At 37.8% G+C, this 19,323-nt stretch carries 20 protein-coding genes; 12 read left to right on the plus strand and 8 right to left on the minus strand.

Going from position 1 to position 19,323, the window contains the following annotated elements; all coding sequences use genetic code 11:
- The first annotated feature begins 34 nt into the window (after positions 1-34).
- Positions 35-2,254, plus strand: a complete 2,220-nt coding sequence (locus tag TLET_RS00095) for an ATP-dependent Clp protease ATP-binding subunit (protein ID WP_012002070.1) — start codon at positions 35-37, stop codon at positions 2,252-2,254.
- Positions 2,255-2,271: 17 nt separating this feature from the next.
- Here the strand turns inward: TLET_RS00095 and TLET_RS00100 are convergent, their stop codons facing one another.
- From TLET_RS00100 to iscB, 3 genes are read right to left on the minus strand one after another with little or no spacing between them, the layout of a single operon-like run.
- Positions 2,272-3,276 (minus strand): LacI family DNA-binding transcriptional regulator, encoded by a 1,005-nt coding sequence (locus tag TLET_RS00100; protein ID WP_012002071.1) that lies wholly within the window; start codon positions 3,274-3,276, stop codon positions 2,272-2,274.
- Positions 3,276-3,575 carry a hypothetical protein gene (locus TLET_RS10995; protein ID WP_049753315.1) on the minus strand — a complete coding sequence of 100 codons (300 nt, stop codon included), beginning with the start codon at positions 3,573-3,575 and terminating at the stop codon, positions 3,276-3,278. The genes TLET_RS00100 and TLET_RS10995 overlap by 1 nt, the downstream gene beginning before the upstream one ends.
- Positions 3,553-4,074, minus strand: coding sequence for an RNA-guided endonuclease IscB (gene iscB, locus TLET_RS00105; protein WP_012002072.1), 522 nt, complete (start codon positions 4,072-4,074; stop codon positions 3,553-3,555). Before iscB ends, TLET_RS10995 begins: the two co-directional genes overlap by 23 nt.
- Before the next feature lie 458 nt (positions 4,075-4,532).
- On the opposite strand from iscB, the gene TLET_RS00110 reads away from it, so the two are divergent.
- The 7 genes from TLET_RS00110 to TLET_RS00140 all read left to right on the plus strand — a co-directional run bounded on the left by TLET_RS00110 (position 4,533) and on the right by TLET_RS00140 (position 11,191).
- Entirely contained in the window at positions 4,533-5,957 is a 1,425-nt protein-coding gene (locus TLET_RS00110) for an L-fucose/L-arabinose isomerase family protein (protein WP_228369021.1), read from the plus strand.
- Positions 5,958-6,122: 165 nt separating this feature from the next.
- Positions 6,123-6,914, plus strand: a complete 792-nt coding sequence (locus tag TLET_RS00115; protein ID WP_012002074.1) for an ABC transporter substrate-binding protein — start codon at positions 6,123-6,125, stop codon at positions 6,912-6,914.
- A 42-nt stretch (positions 6,915-6,956) separates the two neighbouring features.
- Entirely contained in the window at positions 6,957-7,700 is a 744-nt protein-coding gene (locus TLET_RS00120) for an amino acid ABC transporter ATP-binding protein (RefSeq protein ID WP_041428349.1), read from the plus strand.
- Between the two features lie 25 nt (positions 7,701-7,725).
- Positions 7,726-8,394: an amino acid ABC transporter permease gene (locus TLET_RS00125; protein WP_012002076.1), complete on the plus strand. Its 669-nt coding sequence runs from the start codon at positions 7,726-7,728 to the stop codon at positions 8,392-8,394.
- Positions 8,394-9,068: an amino acid ABC transporter permease gene (locus TLET_RS00130; RefSeq protein ID WP_012002077.1), complete on the plus strand. Its 675-nt coding sequence runs from the start codon at positions 8,394-8,396 to the stop codon at positions 9,066-9,068. Before TLET_RS00125 ends, TLET_RS00130 begins: the two co-directional genes overlap by 1 nt.
- Positions 9,049-10,272 carry a pyridoxal phosphate-dependent aminotransferase gene (locus TLET_RS00135; RefSeq protein WP_012002078.1) on the plus strand — a complete coding sequence of 408 codons (1,224 nt, stop codon included), beginning with the start codon at positions 9,049-9,051 and terminating at the stop codon, positions 10,270-10,272. The genes TLET_RS00130 and TLET_RS00135 overlap by 20 nt, the downstream gene beginning before the upstream one ends.
- A 13-nt stretch (positions 10,273-10,285) precedes the next feature.
- Positions 10,286-11,191 carry a dihydrodipicolinate synthase family protein gene (locus TLET_RS00140; RefSeq protein WP_012002079.1) on the plus strand — a complete coding sequence of 302 codons (906 nt, stop codon included), beginning with the start codon at positions 10,286-10,288 and terminating at the stop codon, positions 11,189-11,191.
- A 3-nt stretch (positions 11,192-11,194) separates the two neighbouring features.
- Here the strand turns inward: TLET_RS00140 and TLET_RS00145 are convergent, their stop codons facing one another.
- On the minus strand, positions 11,195-12,025 hold the full coding sequence (locus TLET_RS00145; RefSeq protein WP_012002080.1) for a tyrosine-type recombinase/integrase: 831 nt from the start codon (positions 12,023-12,025) through the stop codon (positions 11,195-11,197).
- Between the two features lie 379 nt (positions 12,026-12,404).
- Here TLET_RS00145 and TLET_RS10600 point away from each other — a divergent pair, with 379 nt between their 5' ends.
- Together TLET_RS10600 and TLET_RS00155 are read left to right on the plus strand one after the other, a co-directional pair.
- Positions 12,405-13,403, plus strand: coding sequence for an HD-GYP domain-containing protein (locus TLET_RS10600; RefSeq protein ID WP_012002081.1), 999 nt, complete (start codon positions 12,405-12,407; stop codon positions 13,401-13,403).
- A gap of 34 nt (positions 13,404-13,437) precedes the next feature.
- A complete protein-coding gene (locus TLET_RS00155; RefSeq protein WP_012002082.1) occupies positions 13,438-13,923 on the plus strand; it encodes an adenosine-specific kinase in 486 nt (161 codons plus the stop codon).
- Between the two features lie 16 nt (positions 13,924-13,939).
- Here TLET_RS00155 and TLET_RS00160 read toward each other — a convergent pair whose 3' ends face one another.
- Positions 13,940-15,184 carry a PKD domain-containing protein gene (locus tag TLET_RS00160; RefSeq protein ID WP_012002083.1) on the minus strand — a complete coding sequence of 415 codons (1,245 nt, stop codon included), beginning with the start codon at positions 15,182-15,184 and terminating at the stop codon, positions 13,940-13,942.
- A 196-nt stretch (positions 15,185-15,380) separates the two neighbouring features.
- On the opposite strand from TLET_RS00160, the gene TLET_RS10900 reads away from it, so the two are divergent.
- On the plus strand, positions 15,381-15,545 hold the full coding sequence (locus TLET_RS10900; protein ID WP_154654498.1) for a hypothetical protein: 165 nt from the start codon (positions 15,381-15,383) through the stop codon (positions 15,543-15,545).
- On the opposite strand, the gene TLET_RS00165 is transcribed toward TLET_RS10900, so the two are convergent.
- On the minus strand, positions 15,542-16,015 hold the full coding sequence (locus TLET_RS00165; RefSeq protein ID WP_012002084.1) for a flavodoxin domain-containing protein: 474 nt from the start codon (positions 16,013-16,015) through the stop codon (positions 15,542-15,544). The two genes, TLET_RS10900 and TLET_RS00165, sit on opposite strands and share 4 nt — an antisense overlap.
- A 90-nt stretch (positions 16,016-16,105) precedes the next feature.
- On the opposite strand from TLET_RS00165, the gene TLET_RS00170 reads away from it, so the two are divergent.
- The gene (locus TLET_RS00170; protein WP_012002085.1) at positions 16,106-17,209 is read left to right on the plus strand and encodes an MFS transporter; all 1,104 of its coding nucleotides are present in this window, start codon (positions 16,106-16,108) and stop codon (positions 17,207-17,209) included.
- A 4-nt stretch (positions 17,210-17,213) separates the two neighbouring features.
- On the opposite strand, the gene TLET_RS00175 is transcribed toward TLET_RS00170, so the two are convergent.
- Together TLET_RS00175 and TLET_RS00180 are read right to left on the minus strand one after the other, a co-directional pair.
- Positions 17,214-18,428: a carbohydrate ABC transporter permease gene (locus tag TLET_RS00175; RefSeq protein WP_012002086.1), complete on the minus strand. Its 1,215-nt coding sequence runs from the start codon at positions 18,426-18,428 to the stop codon at positions 17,214-17,216.
- Positions 18,425-19,291 carry a carbohydrate ABC transporter permease gene (locus tag TLET_RS00180; protein ID WP_012002087.1) on the minus strand — a complete coding sequence of 289 codons (867 nt, stop codon included), beginning with the start codon at positions 19,289-19,291 and terminating at the stop codon, positions 18,425-18,427. Before TLET_RS00180 ends, TLET_RS00175 begins: the two co-directional genes overlap by 4 nt.
- Positions 19,292-19,323: the final 32 nt, after the last annotated feature.

Consider the following 19,323-nt stretch of genomic DNA (forward strand, 5'->3'; position numbering starts at 1 on the left):
GGCAACCGCCCCATTAATTTAGGAGGTGATAATTGTGATTGATTTCAAAGATTACACTGAAAGTGCCCAAAGAGTTCTAACTTCTGTCCAAGACATTCTAAATAGATTTTCCCAAAATCAAATGTCCTCTGAGCACATATTACTTGCCATATTAGAGGATAGCGACAACGCAGCTATAGATATTTTGAAAAAAATAGGAGTAAATATAGATACCCTGAGAGATGAGACATCTTCGTTTGTTAGCAGATATGGAATGCGTGGAGGATTAATAAACCCATCTGGATCTCTATCTCAGGTCTATATAACACCCGATGCAAGGCATGTGCTCGAAGAATCAAAAAAAGAAGCGAGAAGAATGGGAGATGAAAAAATAGGAACCGATCATTTGTTGCTTGGAATGATTTTATCACCAAGTTCAATGACATACAGATTGCTCTCCAGACACGGCGTCACTCCAGATAAAGTTTACGAAGCCATAAGAGAGCTGAGAACAAGTGGAAAAACTGCCGAAGATGAGAATGTCGACGTATTGTTCAAATTCACCGAAGATCTTACAAAACTCGCCAAGGATGGAAAACTGCTACCTGTAATAGGAAGAGAGAAAGAGATTCTCAGAATTATACAAATACTTGGCAGAAAATTCAAAAATAATCCGGTTTTGATAGGAGATCCTGGAGTAGGGAAAACGGCAGTTGCCGAAGGACTGGCTCAAAAAATAATCTCAGAAAATGTACCAGGTTTTCTAAAAAATAAAAAAATCCTGAAATTGGATATGGGAAGGATCATTGCCGGTACCAAATTTAGAGGTGAATTCGAAGAGAGAATGAAAAAATTGATAGATGCCCTTAAAAAAAATGTCGGGCAGTACATACTGTTTATAGATGAACTTCACACTGTCGTTGGTGCAGGTGCAGCAGAGGGCGCCGTTGATGCTGCTAATTTACTCAAACCAGAGCTTGCTCGAGGCGAAATGCAGGTAATAGGAGCAACAACTGTTAATGAATATAGAAAATATGTTGAAAAAGATAAAGCACTGGCTCGAAGATTCCAGCCGGTCTTCGTGGGGGAACCATCTGTTGAAGAAACTATTGAAATATTGCGCGGTATAAAAAAAGAATTTGAAAAACACCATGAGGTATCAATAACTGATCAGGCGCTTGTTGCAGCTGCCCGTTTGGGTGCAAGATATATCACAGATCGTTTTCTACCAGATAAAGCAATAGACTTAATAGATGAAGCTGCATCAGCAATAAGACTTCAAGATAATGGAAAAATTGTGAATGAAAACGATATAGCCAAGGTAGTAGAGCTCTGGACGGGTATACCTGTCTCAAAAATGTTGCAATCTGAAAGAGAAAAGTTGATGAATCTTGAGCAACTCATCCACAAAAGAATTGTAGACCAAGATAACGCAGTAAAAATTGTTGCACAAACAATAAGAAAATCAAGGGCCGGTCTGAAAGATCCAAAAAGACCAAATGGTGTCTTTCTCTTTCTTGGTCCAACAGGTGTTGGCAAAACAGAACTTGCAAAAGCTCTCGCGGAGGTTCTTTTTGGAAGTGAAGATGCTTTGATAAGGATTGATATGAGCGAATACACAGAAAAACACACCGTTAGTCGATTAATCGGTGCACCTCCTGGATATGTCGGTTACGAAGAAGGGGGTCAACTAACCGAACAAGTCAGAAGAAGGCCATACAGTGTTATTCTGCTCGATGAAATAGAAAAGGCACATCAAGAAGTTTTCAATGTTCTGCTTCAGGTATTTGACGACGGCAGATTAACCGACGGCAAAGGTAACACAGTAGATTTCAGGAATACAATTATAATAATGACAAGCAATATAGCAAGTGAGCAAATACTTGATGCCCTCGAAGAAGGCATTGATGATTTGACAGTAATGATTGAAGAAGAAATGAAAAAGCATTTCAAGCCAGAGTTTGTAAACAGAATAGATGCAGCTGTTGTTTTCAAACCTCTCTCACTTGAGCACATGAAACAAATTGTTGAACTTCAACTCGAAAAAATTTCTGAAAGACTTAGTGAACAGGGAAGAAAAGTATATTTTACAGAGCAAGCAAAGGAATATATAGCCAAACGCGGGTATCTTCCTGCGCTTGGTGCAAGACCTCTCAGAAGGGTTGTGGAGAGCGAAATAGAAGCTCCTATTGCCGAAAAAATAATTTCAGAGCAATTCAAAGAGAACGAAACAATAACAATAGATGCAGACGAATACGGAATAATATTTAAATAAAGAGGGGCAGTTGCCCCTCATATTTTTGCAACAGATTGTCGCTCGATAAAATGTGCTTTTAAAACTGTCCTGCTCGTTTTTTTATCGTGAAAGATATTGTTGATCAAAAGAGTGGCAGCTATCAGACCCATTTGTTCTGGTTCCTGAGCAACACAGGTAATTGGAGGTTCAAAAATTTCATTCCAGTGAGAATCATCAAAAGAAACAAGCGAAATGTCCTGCGGGACTTTCAATCCAGTTTCTTTGATGACCTTCATAACACCAAGCATCATCAAATTGTTGCTCACGATAAGTGCTGTGGGTTTTCTGCATAGAGAAAAAAACCTCTTGGCTGCTCGATATCCTCCCTCTTCGCTTGATTCTCCGTCTATAATCCACTCATTCTGAACAGTTATTCCAAGCTCCTTACATGCCTTCAGAACCCCATTAAGTCTTTCCTTTCCAGTAAAAGATCTGGCCCTTAATGTCATTATTCCAATTGTTCTATGTCCACTTTTGTAAAGATATGTCACAAGCTCCCTAACGCCAGATTCATTATCTGTTATGACATAACTCACATCTACATTTGGTACTATCCTGTCGAAAAAAACAAGCGGAATTCCTGATTCTGCAATTTTTTTGTATATAGTTCTGTTACCTCCAGAATCAACTGGAGCAGCAAGAATGCCTTCTACTTTCTGACTTGCAAGTGTTCTAAGATTCTCCACTTCTTGATCAGGATCTTCATTAGTAGAACACAAAAGCAGGTGATACCCTATCGGCCGAAGGACTTTTTCCATCCCGCGAACAGTATATGCGAAAAAAGGATTAGAAATATCTGGTATCAAAACACCTATAATTTTAGTCTGACCTTTTTTCAATCCCATCGCTGTCAGATCCGGAAGATACCCCATCTTCTCGGCTAATTGTATTATCTTTTCTCTGAGTTGAGCACTCACACCGGGTTTACCATTTAAAGCACGAGACACAGTTGATGCATTGACACCAAGTTTTTTTGCAATATCTTTGATCGTTATTTTCATCACAACCCAGCGCAGGAGACTGCATCTTCTTTAAGATGAAGAAAAGTGCGCTGTTCCCTCCTTTCTAACATTAGCATCTTTGTTAAGTCTTGATACTTAGCTGATGAATGAATTTTTTCCCCATTCAATGTACGTATATCAAAATACCCAGAACTCAAACTATAAATTATACCAACTTGATTTTTGTACCTCACTTTATCAAACCTTCTATGAATACCTTTCTTGCCAGATAATTCAGATTTATACCCTGCTCTCCATAAACAATATTCTCTTACATCAAAAACCTTTTTGAACTCCATTTTGATACCCCACACTTTCAATTTCTGGGTTGACCCTGTGTATATCAAACGGTGCTATTTCTACAACAACTTTTGCAATTGGTAGTATCTTGGCTATTAAGTTAACAAGTCTGATGTGTGCATCAACCTTCCATTGAAGACTTGGTGACAACCAATTATTTCGTCTCTTTCTATTTAGAAACCTTGTTTTTCCATATCTTCTGTTTCTTCTATACTCTCTCCTCTCTAAAAGCAGTTTCTTTATATCTTGTCGCAGTTCTGCTTCAACGCTGAACAGTTCTTGTTTGTCTGTTATTGCTGAAACGCCGATTACTTTTGAGCCAATGTCTACCCCGACGGTAACAGGTTGTGCATAGGTCGTCGTATCATACAGCAACTGGATTGTAAATGGTTCTCTTCTAACAACTTTTGCAAGACCCTGTTTTAATAATCTTCTCACTTTTCCATGCCTTTTTGCTGGCATTAATGGTTTATCGTCTTTTGAAATTACATAAACCATATGCGGTAAGCCTCCTTGAAAGGAGTTAGTTGCTCATCCCCAATGTTAGACAGGCTTGTTATGTGCAGATCACTGCCCTTACCCCTCAGGACTGTTTAGACCTGCACGACAGAGTCTGGAACTTGAGCAGCATCCCAAGGTGTAACTGTCTAACGTAGCCACTTATGTGGCTGAGGGTAGTCAATCAGGCTTTTTTCAAGCCCCCGCTTTCTATAGTGGGCAGTTGACTCTTACACTCCTCTTTTCTTCGCGTCTTCGCGCACAATTTATTTTACATGACTTGCATAAGTGATCAATTCTGAAAATCAATGATTTTTTACCGTTCTGAGGGTATTATAGTGGAAATTCTCCTTGTTTCACTTTTTTGCATCATTTTTTCATATTTGACTATAACATTTTTCTGTTTTATTCTATTTTCAGATTATCGCAAACGAATGCGTTACTTTATATAGAAAGGAGTGTTACTTTTGAAAAGAAAAGTTGGGCTCATGACCTTTTCCGATGGCAGAGAATATGTTCACAAAGACCTTATAAATATCAACAAAGCTTTTGAGCAAAAACTTGTTGAGGCTCTTGAATCTACCGGAGAAATACAGGTAATAAGGTCAAATAAGATTGTAAATAAACCCTCTGTAGCCAGAGAAGAAGCTGTTTTTCTAAATAATAGTGGAGCACAAATGACTATTTTCAATTATGCGGTCTGGGCCTTTCCGCATTTCAGCGTGATTGCAAGTAAATTCGCTCCACCACCATTTTTACTCTTCGGAAATATTAATCCAAAATACCCGGGCATGGTGGGAATGCTTGCCGCAGCAGGCGCACTCGATCAAGATGGTACTCAGACTTACAGAGTCTGGGGAGATATAAAACAAAAAGATGTTCTGAGAAAAGTCCTTGCTTTTGTAAGGGCCGCGACTGCAAGAAACATGCTTAGAGGTCAAAGATATGGTCTTTTTGGCGGAAGGTCGATGGGCATGTACACAGCTGTTCCAAATGTGGATTTATGGAACAAGCTCTTTGGAATAGACATAGAGCACATAGATCAACTTGAAATCATTGAAAAAAGTAAAAAAATACCAGATCAAGCCGCAAAAAGTGCAAGAGAGTGGCTTGAAAAATTAACAAGAAAGATCCACTACGATGGCAAACAGCTCACACCAGAAAAGCTCGAACTGCAGATCAAGAGTTATTACGCTGTCAAAAAGATCTGTGAAGAATTCGAACTTGATTTTACAGGTATAAAAGCTCAGCCAGAATTGACAGAGCATTTTGTCACCATGGATCTCACAGAAGCCTTTATGAACGATCCGTACGATTTCGATGGCCCAAAGGAACCAATCGTATGTGCAACTGAAGCTGATTCAGATGGTGCTTTAACAATGCAAATATTGAAGCTTATATCCAACCAGCCCGTGCTTTTTGCTGATCTTCGCCACTATGATGAACAGGATGATTTCTTTGATCTGTGTAACTCTGGAGAACACGCCACTTTTTTTGCGGCAAAATCTTATGATCCCGCCGTGAATCTTGCAAAAGTGGAGCTCTATCCAGAAAGTTTCTATTTTCCAGCAGGTGGAGCTTCTGTAAGGCACATCGCAGCACCTGGGGAAGTAACTCTGGCTCGCCTCACGAGAAAAAACGGCGAGTATGTGATGACTGTTATAAAAGGAGAATTTCTTGATTTTGGTGAGCAAAAAAACGAAGAGAAGGCAAGAAATACACAGATTGAATGGCCTCATGCTTTTGCAAAACTCAAAATCTCAGCAGATGATTTTCTGGCAACTTATAGTTCTAACCATATTCATGGAGTGTATGGAGATTACGTGGAAGAGCTTGTGCATTTTACAAAATTACTTGGGTTCAATATGAGAATTTACGCTTGATTCACTTCAATTTCAACCTTCTAAAGGAGGTGAGAAAAACTTCAAATGACCTTACGACTAGAACGGTAGGAAAAGCTACGAAGGATGAGACCTAGCATTCCTCGCGGCGTCAGTTAGAGTAAAAATATTTTATAGACTAACGACTTAAGGAAGGAGGTTTAAAGTATGAAAAGATTAGTTAGCTGGGTTGTCGTATTGAGTGTTATTATAATACCTACCTTTTTATTTGCGGCAACAACATTGGAAGAAATAGTCAAAAGAGGAAAAATAATTATAGCTACTGATATGACGTCTGTACCCATGCAATACAGAGATCCTTCTGGCAAACCAACTGGCTTCACTATTGAGTTAATGGAACTTGCTGCTAAGTATATGGGTGTACAAATTGAATGGCAAGACATGGCTTGGGAAAGTTTAATCCCTTCGTTGTTGACTAAAAAAGTTGATATGATAGCTGCGAATATGTCTATGACCTTGACCAGATTGAAAACAATAAGATTTTCTGAGCCTTTCTTTCTAACTGGTATAAGAGTCTTAGCCAGAAAAGATTCAAAAATGGTTTACTGGAAAGATATTATAGATCCTTCAGTAAAAATAGGTGCGACGATGGGTTCAGTACACGCTGATTATGTTGAGAAGCAACTCAGAAAGAAACCCTTCCTGTATGAAAACTTAGCAGAATGGCTCAGTGACCTAAAAACAGGCAGAATAGATGCTGTTATGGACGATGAAATGCTCTGTATAGAACTTGTGAAAAATAACCCTGAGCTCAAAATCCTCGAAGGCTATGTACGTCCGGACACTTATGGATTAGCATTTAGACAAGATTCGGAATCAGATTCTTTAGTAAATTGGTTCAATTGGTTTATTAGATGGGTTAAATTAACTGGAGAATATGGAGAGATTTACAAGAAGTATACTGGAATGGAGTGGACTCCGTCTCCCATAATTGATTGAAACAGCTGCTGAGGCGGACTTAATTGTCCGCCTCATATTTCAATGGAGGTGTCGTATGTGGAATCAGTTGTTGAGATAACTGGTCTAAACAAATTCTACGGAAGAAACCATGTACTCAAGAACATAAATTTACGCGTTGAAAAAGGTGATGTACTTGTTATCTGTGGACCAAGTGGAGCCGGGAAAAGCACCTTATTAAGGTGTATAAATAGGCTTGAGAATTTTGAAACAGGAACAGTAAGAGTGCTAGGAAAAGATGTTAAAATTCACACAAATTTAATATTCATTCGTAGAAACACAGGTATGGTTTTCCAGCATTTCAACCTTTTTCCGCATCTGACAGTCCTTGATAACATAATTATTGCACCAATACATGTGAAGAAAGTAGCAAAGCATGAAGCTGTCGAGAAAGCAAAAATACTCCTTCAGAGGGTAGGACTGTCTGAAAAACTGATGTCTTACCCCCATCAACTTTCCGGCGGAGAAAAACAAAGGGTAGCCATTGCAAGGGCTCTTGCGATGGATCCAGAAATCATGATGTTCGATGAACCAACATCAGCATTGGATCCAGAGATGATAAAGGAAGTGCTCAATGTTATGGTGGATCTGGCCAATGGAGGAATGACTATGATAGTAGTTACTCACGAGATGGGATTCGCAAAACAAGTAAGTAACAAAATAGCGTTCATGGACAAAGGAGAGATTATCGAATTCGCTACCAAAGAATCTTTCTTCAGTAACCCAACAAGCCAGAGAGCACGGGAATTTCTGAGTAAGATACTCTGATCCTGGAGGAAAGGGAGAAAAAATCATGATCTTTGATTTCAGAACTTTAGCTCAATATTTACCAGATTTTATGGAGGCTCTCTTAGAAACTCTAAAGATAGCGATTATAAGTTGTTTTTTCGCTATATCAATAGGTACAATAGTTGGATTTCTGAGCAACACAAGAAGTAGACTACTGAGAACACTGATTGAATTCTACACTGGATTTATCAGATCAACACCATTGCTTGTGCAACTTTATTTTGTACATTATGGGCTTCCAATCTTGAATATCATGCCTACTCGTTTTCAAAGTGCTACGATAACATTTTCTTTGAACACAGGTGCATACATTTCGGAAATCATAAGAGGAGGATTACAGTCAATAAATATTGGGCAATTTGAAGCCGCATATTCCTTGGGTCTTTCTCGATTTCAAACGATCCGATTAATAATATTTCCACAACTTTTCAGGATAGTTTTACCGCCTTTGGTTAGTCAATTCTCTTACCTTATAAAAGACACAAGTTTAGCTGCTGTATTAACTATTCCCGAGCTTACCTACATGGCGAGAAGAGCTGCCGCAACCACTTACAGGCCTCTGGAATCTTTCATTCCACCAATGCTTATGTATTTTGCGATATATTTCATTCTCAGCTTTCTATCCAACACCTTAGAAAAGCATCTTCAAAAAAATGACCAGGAGATGATTTGATGCAAAGCATGCCATTCACTCAACAAGTATTGCGTTTAGGAAATGCTTTCTTACAGAATTTGGTTTTGCTACCATTTGTCCTAATTATGGGGATATTCTTTGGATTTATAATTGCTCTTATCCGATACTATAAAATACCTGTATTGTCCCAATTTTTTGCTTTTGCGATCGAAATTGTTAGGGGTTCACCATTTTTACTCTTAGTCTATGCTGTTTATTTTGTTTTACCTTACTTTGGCATTGAACTTCAAAGTTTTGAGACTGCAGTCGTGGTTCTTACGATAACGAGTACTGTTTACTTATCAGAAGTATTTAGAAGCGGTCTCTTAGCGATAGACAAAGGTCAATTCGAAGCTGCAGATGCACTTGGCATGTCTTTTGCGAACAAACTTTTTCTGATTATATTACCACAAGTTCTTCAAATAACCCTTCCTTCAATAGTTGGACAAATAGTACTAACAATAAAGGACACCTCCATAGTTTCTTTAATAGGTATGGCGGAGATAGTTAGAACTTCAAGACAAGTAATGCAAATAACTCTAGATCCTTTTACTGCCTTCCTCATTGTTGCAGGATATTTTGCAGCTGTTTGCTATCCACTAATATTAGTTTCAAGAAAACTAGAGCAGAGAATACTGAAAGGAGGAAAAAAGAATGAAGCGACAGTTAGGTAGTTCAAAACTTGAATATTTCAGTCCAGATCCATTTTCATTTATCAGGGAATTAAGAAAAAAACCGTCCAAAAGTAAAATCATAGATCTTTCTATAGGTGCCCCAAACCGTCCCACGCCCCCCTGGATCATTGAAACAATGAAGAATGCATTGAATGAAGTTTCATATCATACGTATCCACCGCAAAATGGTTCATCTGAACTTAGAAAGGCAATATCTGACTGGTACAAAAATCGCTTTAGCGTTGATCTAGATCCAGAAAAAAATATTCTAATTACGGTTGGTATCAAAGAAATTGTCTTTAATGCATTACAAGCGTTGATAAATCAAGGAGATATTGTTTTGATACCAGATCCAGGTTATCCAACGTATTATGATGCTTCAAATTTTGCAGGAGCCAAAATATTAACTTATGATTCAAAAGCAAGCCCAGAAAAAATACTTGAGGATATCACACTAGTATTGAAGAAAAACAGAGTCAAAGCAATAATTGTCAATTTTCCTTCAAATCCTGTTGGAACAATAGTTAATATAGAATTTTACAAAAGATTGTCTACTATTGCCGAAGAGCATTTTTGTATTGTAATCAGCGACATACCATATTATGAGATAACATTTAATGATTCTGTAGCACCAAGTTACTTACAGGGAAATCCATCCCTCAGAAACGCCATCGAGTACTTTGCCTTTTCAAAAACTTACAACATGGCTGGATGGAGAGTCGGGGCAGTTGTAGGTGATGAAAAGATCATAGATCTTCTCAAACTTTTTAAATCGAAGATAGACTCAAACGTCTTTTACCCGATTCAAATAGCCGCGGTTTCTGCTCTAAGAGAAACCCCACAAGAATATTATGAAAGTCTTAGAAAAGAATACAAACTTAGAAGAGATACAATGGTTGGTTATCTAGAAAAATCTGGTCTGGAGTTCCACATGCCTGATGGTGCAATGTATATATGGGTCAGAGTACCCGAAGAAGAGGATTGCTGGTCCTTTGTCGAAAAATTGTATCTAAATACAGGTATCTTGACAGTTCCAGGTATAGCTTATGGGCCTTCAGGAAAAGATCACATAAGATTAGGATTGGTTCAAGAAGTTGATGCCCTAAAAGAAGCCGGTGAACGTATCTTAAAATACATTTCAAATCAAAATAACATGGAACTCGAAAAAATTAGGATCAGGAGTGTAAAAATGCAAGAAAAATAAAAGGAGGTTTACCATGAAAAGACTTTCTGGTGTGACGGTAGCGGCTTTGACGCCATTAACAGATGATGGAACACAGGTTGACCATGAAGCAATAAAAGAATATGTCGATTTTCTCATTCAAAAGGGTGTTCACGGTATCTTTGCCCTCGGAACAACAGGTGAAGGCTTGCTTCTAACAGTAGAGGAAAGAAAAAAAGCATTGGAGAGTTTCATTAAAGCTGTAAGTGGTAGAGCTACTCTCATAGCTCATTGCGGTGCCCTCAGGTTCGAAGAAGTGAAAGAACTATTAAGCCATGCAAAATCATCTGGTGCAGATGGGGCTGCAATAGTTTCACCTTTTTATTACAAATACCGGTCAGATGAGATTGTCGAATTCTTCTTAAGGGCCACCGAAAATGTGGAGGACTTTCCAATATATCTTTACAACATCCCCGGTTTGACTGGAAACTGGATAACTCCAAAAATAGCAAATCAAATCCATGAGAAAAATCCCAATATTGTTGGGGTAAAAGACAGCAGTGGTGATCTTTTACACGTACTTTCCTTGATAAACGACACTTATCAAGACTTCGATGTAGTTGTTGGTTGCGACAGGGCTTTTTTGAGCATACTTCAAATGGGTGCAAAGGGGTGTGTTTCAGGTCCTGCAGCAGTTTTCCCCGAGTTTTTTGTAAGGCTGTATGAGCAGTTCAAAAAAGGTGATATCGAAGGAGCAAGGCAAACTCAGAGGAAACTCACAAAACTTTCACTCGCCTTGGGAGATGGAGCAAGTATTCCTATATTGAAAACAGTTTTGAGCTGGCGAGGAATCAACGCAGGCGGATGTAGATCACCTCTTAAAATTCTTAATGAAACCGAGCTTCAGAAATTGAAGATCTCAATTGAAACCGTTCTTGAGGAGGTAAAATTAACCTTTTGATTTTCAATAACCTGCTTTTCTCAAATTTTCTTTCATATCGTTGATAGTCACTCTCAGATACCTTTCCGTGGTCGCCAGACTCGAGTGCCCAAGAAATTCCTGGACAATTTTGAGATTTACACCTTTCTTCAAAAGATTCGTCGCAGCGGTGTGCCTTAAAACATGCGGTGATATATGTTTAATTCCAGTTTTCTTTGCAAGATTTTTGAGCAGATATGAAATACCATGGGAAGTTATTGGTTTGCCGGAAAGATTTTTCAAGAGAGGTTCTTCTTCTTTCAATTTAGGAACTATCTTGAATATATAGGGTTTAAGTTTGGAAGGAATCGGAACTATTCTCATTTTCCTTCCTTTTCCATTAACCAATATATGATCTTCCCGAAGATTTATGTGCCCTACTTTTAAAGATCTGATCTCACTAACCCTCAAACCTGCATAGCCTGCAAGGCCAACAATAAGAAGTTGCCTGTAATCTTCATCAAATATCTTAACAGCCTTGTTCCATAACTTTAGAAACTCTCTTTCAGAAAGCGCTTTCGGTATAGTAGAAGACCTTCCCTTAACTTTAAGTTTGTTTCTTAAATCAAGTAATATTTCTGGAGAAACTTCCTCAAGAAATCTTCTTATAGCACAGTAATATAGATTCACTGTAGATGGCTTCCGACCTTCTGCAGTTGTTTCAGCCCATTTGAGGATCTCTTCTACATTGAGCTCTTCAATGCTCTGTGTAAATTTCCTCACAGCGGACATATAGGCTCTGACGGTCATTGAACTCAATTTTTGACTCCGAAGAACGGCTTCAAAACGTTTGAGTAAATCAACATCTGTTTTCATGATCCCGGCCTCCTTAAATTATGTAGATATACGTTAAAGAGAGACATTTTCATCACCGATCGGACGTAGTTTCAATCAATTGCAGGCATAATATTTTAAAACAAAAGTGAAAGGTAATATTAAGAATGAGAAAAATTTATAAATCAAAATAATGATGATTATTGATAGTAAAGATTCAAATGATTTTTCTTTTTCTAAGTGTATTTTCGCATTTTTTGTATTATCGTGTCAATCGCAAACTCTATAGTTTTTCAGCACTATTTTTGAATAAAAACTTTCCTCGTCGTAACTTTGAACTTAGATTTCTTCAATGTACTATCAATAATCATCATTCTCGTTAGTTGTCATTATAACTATATAAATGTCAGGAGGAGATACGATGCAGCAGAAAAAAATACTAATAGTTGCGGAAAGCAGAAATAAACTCAAAAGCATTCAAGAGTTTCTTCAGGGAAAATGTTTACTTGACATATGCGAAAACTGCATAGATGCCTACAGGATCTGTCGAAAATCACCCTGTGAATATGACCTTCTCATAACATATTGTGATTATCCATTCAATATTCTTCCTTTGATACGTGCAATAAGAAATGATATATCCTTCATACATCCGTATATTCTTGCTGTTACGGATGACAGGCTTAAAACAACCACCATAGCATTAAAGGCTGGTGCAGATAGTGTTGTTGAAAAAGAAACAGTTCAGGATTTTCTGAGATCTGCCCTTGAAAAAGAAAAAAAGTCAACAGATCTCAGGGCCTTTACAGAGTTCGCAATGAAAATCATTGAGTATAAAAACTTCCCCACTTACGAACATTCGAAAAATGTAAAAATTATTTCCTCTATCCTGGCAAATCTCTACTTTCTGGAAAACAAAAAGATTGATTTTCAATTTCACGATAATTTGAGGATTGCGGCACTTTTTCATGATATAGGAAAAATACTTGTTCCTGAATCGATTCTCTGTAAACCGTCTTCGCTAACATATGATGAGTTCAATACTATGAAAAGCCACACCAGGAGGGGAGCTGAACTTTTCTCGACAATTTCGAAAATTTATCCGGAAGACGAATTGTTGTCAGCATGTATGAAAGTATGTTTATACCATCACGAAAAGTTTGATGGAAGTGGATATCCTCACGGATTAAAAGGCGAGCAGATTCCTCTGGAAGCAAGAATTGTGGCGATTGCGGATGTTTTTGACGCGTTAACATCAGTTAGATACTATAGATCTGCTTATTCGTTAGAAAAAGCTCTACGTGTCATGGAAGAGGAAAAAGCTCATTATGATCCCTATATTTTTCATCTGTTCATGGACAATATCGAGTTCTTCTGCAACTTGAAATTAGACAGCTCTCATTCTGAAAGTCCGTTATAGTATAATTCTCCTGAGATACAGGAGGTGATTTTTCATGAATTTTGAGATTGTACAGGTCAAAATTCCAGAAGGGGCTAACGTCATTATAGGTCATTCACATTTTATTAAGACCGTGGAAGATTTGTATGAAGTCATAGTCACAACAAACCCAAATATTAAATTTGGCCTGGCTTTTAATGAAGCAAGTGGCCCTTGCCTGATAAGGTATGAAGGCAATGACCAGCAATTAACTGATGTAGCAATCGAAAATGCCAGAAATATAGGTGCTGGGCATCTATTTGTACTTGTTATCAAAGATGGTTACCCCATAAACATACTCAATCAAATCAAAAATGTTCAGGAAGTTTGCAGAATCTTCGCAGCTACAGCAAACCCACTTCAGGTAATTGTAACTGAAACAGATCAAGGAAGAGCTGTTCTTGGTGTGGTAGATGGATACAAAATCAAGGATGTCGAAACAGAAAAAGATAGAGAGTTCAGACACAATTTTTTAAGACAGGTCACAAAATACAAGAAATAACTGGCCTTCAGGCCAGTTATTTTGTCTTCACAATAAATACATCCCCACCACCATGAGATCTTCCCGCAATTCCAGCGGCGTAAGAATAAGAAATGCCCCCTATCAAAAAACCACTCTTTGAATTTTCTAACGCATAAGCAACCTCGTCCATGTCGCCCCCAAAGCATTTTTGCCATATAAGCTCGCCATCTTTATCAACCTTGATAAGCCAATAATCACTACCTTTATGTTTACCCGCAACATCACCATCATCAGACCATGATGTCCCAGCCAGAACATAACCATCTTCAGTTACTAATATCTTTTGAACAATATCATCTGAGCTTCCACCATAGGTTCTGAAAAATTGAACTTTGCCATTTATATCAAATTTGATCATCACAAAATCTGCTTTTCTTTCCTTGCCAACTATTTCTTCAGACCAGCTGACCCCAGCAGCGATATACCCATCTTCGACAGCTGTTAAGTCTACTATCTGATCCCATTCACTTCCTCCAAAAGCGTTTTCCCAGAGTAATCTTCCGTCGGTAGATATTTCTGCGATCCACATATCCGCCGAACCATGGTTTATTTTGACATCACCATCAGCTGATTTTGACATTCCAGCAACTATATATCCATTCTTGGATTTTGCTACGCTGAAAGCTGCATCCCAATCAGTTCCACCGAAATTTCTGCTCCAGACAACATCTCCAGACTTATCAACTTTTACTACCCAGAAATCTTCCTGACCATCTATATTTATGCTGCCCGCAAAAATATATCCTTCATCTTCTATCACATCAAAAGCCGTCTCGTAACCATATGTACCGTAACATTTCTTCCATTGAAGTGTACCTTTGTTATCGAACTTCAAAAGCCAGACGTCTTGTTCTCCAAACTGTGCAAATAGCTCTCCAGAATCTGAATCGCTAAGTGCAAGAACTACAAATCCTCCGTCAGAAGCCGGCGTTAGTGAAACCGCACCATCAGTTCCCGTCCCACCAAATTCCTTTTCCCAGAGCAATTTCCCACCTTTGTCCATTCCAAGCAGTAAAACATCCTGATCGAAATCTTCTTTTGATCCTGTCCATCCAGCGATTACAAATGACCCATCATTTAACCTTGCTATATCATAGGCTATATCCCTTGATGTCCTGCCTATAAATTTCAACCACTCGACATCTTCTCTCGATTGCCTCGTTAAAGGTGAAACAAAAACCAATAATATGAGAAATATCCCAAATATTATGAGTGTCCAGAAAGATGAAAACCGTCCCATAAAACCACCTCTTTTTCATTTTACACCAGCCTTCGAAAAATATTTCTCCATCTCACCTAAATATTATTGATATAATTATAATTATTTTTGATATTTCCAGGCTTATTCCATATATATCAAAATAAAAACTCATATTTATGAAATTACACTTGACAAATTTCAAAGTATATGCTAAAATTTTTTCGGAGGTGGGAGCATGTTAGAATATCTACTCGCAAAGGCTCGTTTAGATGAACTTTTGAGAGAAGCTGAAACAGAAAGAATGTTGAAAAAGGCAAAAGATATCAAAGTTATAGAGGGCTCCAATATTGATAAGAATGAGGTCCAGCAGAGAAAAGATCGTTCAAAAGCTCGTCTCTAATCCATTAATTGCTTTGCAAAATTCTCTATCTTTTCTTCCCTTACACCAAGCTTTGGCTTGGTGTTTTTGACAATCAGTTTCAATATAAATCTGAAGACAAAGTTCATTCTTTCATAGTTAAGTTCTCCACCAAAGTAATCCTTTGCCTTTACAAGATCAAGAAACTGACTCGAAAAATTTCTGGAAACATACTCTTCAAAATCTTTTTCTTCCCCCAGCATGCATAAAAATATACCTATTTTTTTACCCCTAAGATTTTCAATATTCTTTTCACAGAATTTTTTAACCCTCTTGCTTATTTTTCCAGCGTGCACGTAGCTTCCAACAACCACACAATCATATTCATTCAGAACCACTCCATAACCTTTCGCAAGATTAATAATTCTTGCCTCTTTAAATTTCTCTGCCAGGATTTTTGCGCACTTTTCTGTTGTTCCCGTGTAAGTGTCATAAGCAACCAAAACTTTCACAATCATCACCACCAACTGTATTATACGCTGACACAACTACCGGAAAACCAGCTGTCTATAGTATAATTAAAAAAACAAAGGAGATTGGAAATGTTAAACTCATGCGTTCTTGAGGCACTTATCTATTCTATTATGGCGTGTTCAACGTTGATGAGCCAGTATTTTACTATAACAGGTTTTTCGCCTTCACAGATAGGTCTTTTGATGGCGTTAATGCCGTTAACTGCTGTCTACGGAAACTACATATACTTTTCTCTGGTAGATAGATTTTCAACGATAAAAATAATAAGGATTTTTTCAATATCCGCTGTACTTTCCTCCTGGTTGCTTTATATATCAGAAGGATTCGTCATGAAATTTCTTTTCATGGCTGTGCTTGCATTTTTCCAAGCTTCATTTTTACCTTTGGTCGAATCAGCCATGATTGATCTTTCGGAAAAATATGCTTTTTCATACAACAAGATAAGAATCTTTGGTTCTATTGGATACGCAGTAGCAGCATTTTTAATAGGCCAGTTAGTTAGATTGGGGTTTGAATGGCTTTTCATTGTCCTGTCTGTCATTTTTGTACTTATAAATTTGCTAATACGAAAAATCAATATAAAAACTGAAAAGGCCGAAAAAAATCGAAAATTTGGGAAAGTACCCTCGCCTTTTCTGTTCCTCTTCATTATGGTAACAATTGCTATCGGTTTTAATCTATTCAACAGCAATTTTTTACCGGTTTTTGTAAAACACAGAAACTACAATGTGTCAATTGTTGGAACAACCTTGTCTTTAATGGCATTGAGCGAAGTCCCTTTTCTGATGTCCGCAGAAAAAATCAGAAAGAAAATTTCGAGTAAATTTCTCTTTCTTACAGGTATTTTGATAATTGGTGTAAGACTTATTCTCGTACCTATGAGCTGGTCCACCGGAAGCATGGTTTTAATCCAGATGCTTCACGGCTGGACATTTATTGTGGTTTACTATTCAACTATTTTCATCATGAGGGAAGCCTTAAAAGGTCAAACATTGAGATCAGCACAAACACTTTTCTGGATAGCTCTTCAAGGAGTGGGGCCGCTGCTTGGTTCTACGATGGGCGGCATTGTAGTCGACAGCATAGGCATTTCAAACACGTACATAACATTTGGCGCAATTTGCTTGGTTACAAGCGCCGTTTATTCCTCTTATTTTATAAAAAAACTTTGAAAAATCAGCTTTTTATTGCTCCTTCAAGGATACCAGATATGATTCTCTTTTCAAAGATCAAAAACATCAGAATTATAGGCAATCCTGCTATAGCAGACGCCGCCATTAATGACGGCCATGTGAAAACGTTTAATTTTTGATAGAGTGCGAGCCCTATCTGCACAGTCCGCATTTCTCGGGATGTGGTCAAAATTAGTGGATAAAAAACATCATTCCAGGTCAAGACAAAAGTGTTTATACCAAGTACCGAAAGGGCTGGCTTACTCAAAGGTAATATGATATAGCGAAAAATCTGAAAATCGGTTGCTCCATCTACAAATGCAGCCTGATCCAATTCAACTGGCAGCTGTTCGATATACTGTCTCATAAGAAAAATGCCAAATGGTGTTACCAGATTCGGCAAAATCAGAGCCCAGTAAGTATCTATGAAGCCAAGTTTTTTCATCAATATGAAAGTAGGAATGATCGTTACCTGCGGTGGAATCATCATCGTTCCGAGAATCAAAGAAAAAAGAAGTTCTTTGAATCTGAAATTTTTCCTTGCAAAGGCATAGGCCACCATTGAGCAGAAAAACAAATTCCCCACCACAGAGCCCGTCGAGACAATAGCGCTGTTGAGCAAATATCTTCCAAAGTAATCATCCCTGAGAACTTTAACGAAATTATAGAATGTGGGATATCTGTTCACAAGCTTTACATCATCTATATCAACCCAACCATCTCCCAGTGTCTCAATTCTTAACTGAGAAATGTGAAATGTATCCAGAGAAAGATCGCCTGGCTTAATTTCGAATCTGAGATTTTGCCATTCTCTGGATGCCGGGATATCCCTCACTATACAATAATCTACCCTGTCTTTTATATCTTTGAAGCCTACTCTTAGACGAATAGATTCTTCATTTCTTAACCTCAATTCGACGAATTTGACTTTATTTATATCTGAAGAGCCCATCGATGGTGCTATACCGGAAAAATCCTTCGAAGCGTCTATTCTCAAAAAACTATTCTCACCTTCTTTTATTAAATTTATAGTCGTTTTTACAGGTCTGACCTTACTCAGCAGAATTGCCTTCGGCAACTCAAAATCTGTGATGGTCTTTTCAATTGTCCTGTTAAACAAATCACCTTCGGGAACGAAAGCCGTAAAAAACATTAAAAACGTGGGGAAAAGCGATAACACCATAAAGATAATTAGAATCGCATAAATAAAAAATCTCATAATTGCTCACCCTTCAAAAACTTTCTTTGAATAAATGTTACCGACATAATTATCAAAAACAAGATATACGCAATAGCCGAACCATATCCCATCTCAAATTTGCGAAACGACGTATCATAAAGATAATAAACAACAGTTTGCGTGGAGTTCGCAGGGCCACCGCCGGTTAGAGTGAATATTTCTGTGAATATCTGAAAGGAACGAATTGAGTTTATTGATATGACAAAAAGTATTGTTGATTTTAGAAGTGGTAGAGTAATAGATTTCACAATCTGCCATTTTGTTGCGCCATCTATTCTTGCAGCTTCATAGAGTTGAATGGGAATACTTTGAAGGCCTGCAACAAACAAAACTGTATAATACCCTATGGCAGACCATATGTCCATAACCATTATTGACCCAAGTGCTGTTTTCGAGGATGAAAGCCAGCTTCTTGCGGGAAAATTGAACCCCAAAGCATTTAACAACAGATTAAGCGGACCTGTAGCACTGTATATGTACAACCAGATCATAGAAATGACTACCATCGATATTACAGATGGAAGAAAATAGCTCGCCTGAAAGACTCTTTTAAGCCTTATTCCACCTGTCAGGAGAATAGCCAAAAATAACGAAATAACAGTCGTTATTGGAACTGTTATAATTACAAAACTAAATGTATTAAGAAGAGCTTTGAGGAAAATCTTATCTGAAAAAGCTCTTGTGTAATTGGACAATCCGATAAATTTCATAGCCGGGTTTAGTCCAGAATAATCTGTGAAGCTGACAAAAATCGAGAAAATCAATGGATAAGCCGTGAAAAAAATGAAACTGACAATCCACGGAAGTAAGAACAATATTGTGATTCTGCCTCTTTTTTTCATAATTTTTCACTCCACCAAAAACAGGGAGCCAG

The organism is Pseudothermotoga lettingae TMO (assembly GCF_000017865.1).
Classification (GTDB): Bacteria; Thermotogota; Thermotogae; order Thermotogales; family DSM-5069; genus Pseudothermotoga_B; species Pseudothermotoga_B elfii.

Excerpts from the sequence above, each read along its gene's own strand:
- TLET_RS00100 (WP_012002071.1), bottom strand. The coding sequence starts at position 3,276 with ATGAAAATAACGATCAAAGATATTGCAAAAAAACTTGGTGTCAATGCA.
- TLET_RS10995 (WP_049753315.1), bottom strand. The coding sequence starts at position 3,575 with ATGGAGTTCAAAAAGGTTTTTGATGTAAGAGAATATTGTTTATGGAGA.
- iscB (WP_012002072.1), bottom strand. The coding sequence starts at position 4,074 with ATGGTTTATGTAATTTCAAAAGACGATAAACCATTAATGCCAGCAAAA.
- TLET_RS00115 (WP_012002074.1), top strand. The coding sequence starts at position 6,123 with ATGAAAAGATTAGTTAGCTGGGTTGTCGTATTGAGTGTTATTATAATA.
- TLET_RS00120 (WP_041428349.1), top strand. The coding sequence starts at position 6,957 with ATGGAGGTGTCGTATGTGGAATCAGTTGTTGAGATAACTGGTCTAAAC.
- TLET_RS00125 (WP_012002076.1), top strand. The coding sequence starts at position 7,726 with ATGATCTTTGATTTCAGAACTTTAGCTCAATATTTACCAGATTTTATG.
- TLET_RS00130 (WP_012002077.1), top strand. The coding sequence starts at position 8,394 with ATGCAAAGCATGCCATTCACTCAACAAGTATTGCGTTTAGGAAATGCT.
- TLET_RS00135 (WP_012002078.1), top strand. The coding sequence starts at position 9,049 with ATGAAGCGACAGTTAGGTAGTTCAAAACTTGAATATTTCAGTCCAGAT.
- TLET_RS00140 (WP_012002079.1), top strand. The coding sequence starts at position 10,286 with ATGAAAAGACTTTCTGGTGTGACGGTAGCGGCTTTGACGCCATTAACA.
- TLET_RS00145 (WP_012002080.1), bottom strand. The coding sequence starts at position 12,025 with ATGAAAACAGATGTTGATTTACTCAAACGTTTTGAAGCCGTTCTTCGG.
- TLET_RS10600 (WP_012002081.1), top strand. The coding sequence starts at position 12,405 with ATGCAGCAGAAAAAAATACTAATAGTTGCGGAAAGCAGAAATAAACTC.
- TLET_RS00155 (WP_012002082.1), top strand. The coding sequence starts at position 13,438 with ATGAATTTTGAGATTGTACAGGTCAAAATTCCAGAAGGGGCTAACGTC.
- TLET_RS00160 (WP_012002083.1), bottom strand. The coding sequence starts at position 15,184 with ATGGGACGGTTTTCATCTTTCTGGACACTCATAATATTTGGGATATTT.
- TLET_RS10900 (WP_154654498.1), top strand. The coding sequence starts at position 15,381 with ATGTTAGAATATCTACTCGCAAAGGCTCGTTTAGATGAACTTTTGAGA.
- TLET_RS00170 (WP_012002085.1), top strand. The coding sequence starts at position 16,106 with ATGTTAAACTCATGCGTTCTTGAGGCACTTATCTATTCTATTATGGCG.
- TLET_RS00175 (WP_012002086.1), bottom strand. The coding sequence starts at position 18,428 with ATGAGATTTTTTATTTATGCGATTCTAATTATCTTTATGGTGTTATCG.
- TLET_RS00180 (WP_012002087.1), bottom strand. The coding sequence starts at position 19,291 with ATGAAAAAAAGAGGCAGAATCACAATATTGTTCTTACTTCCGTGGATT.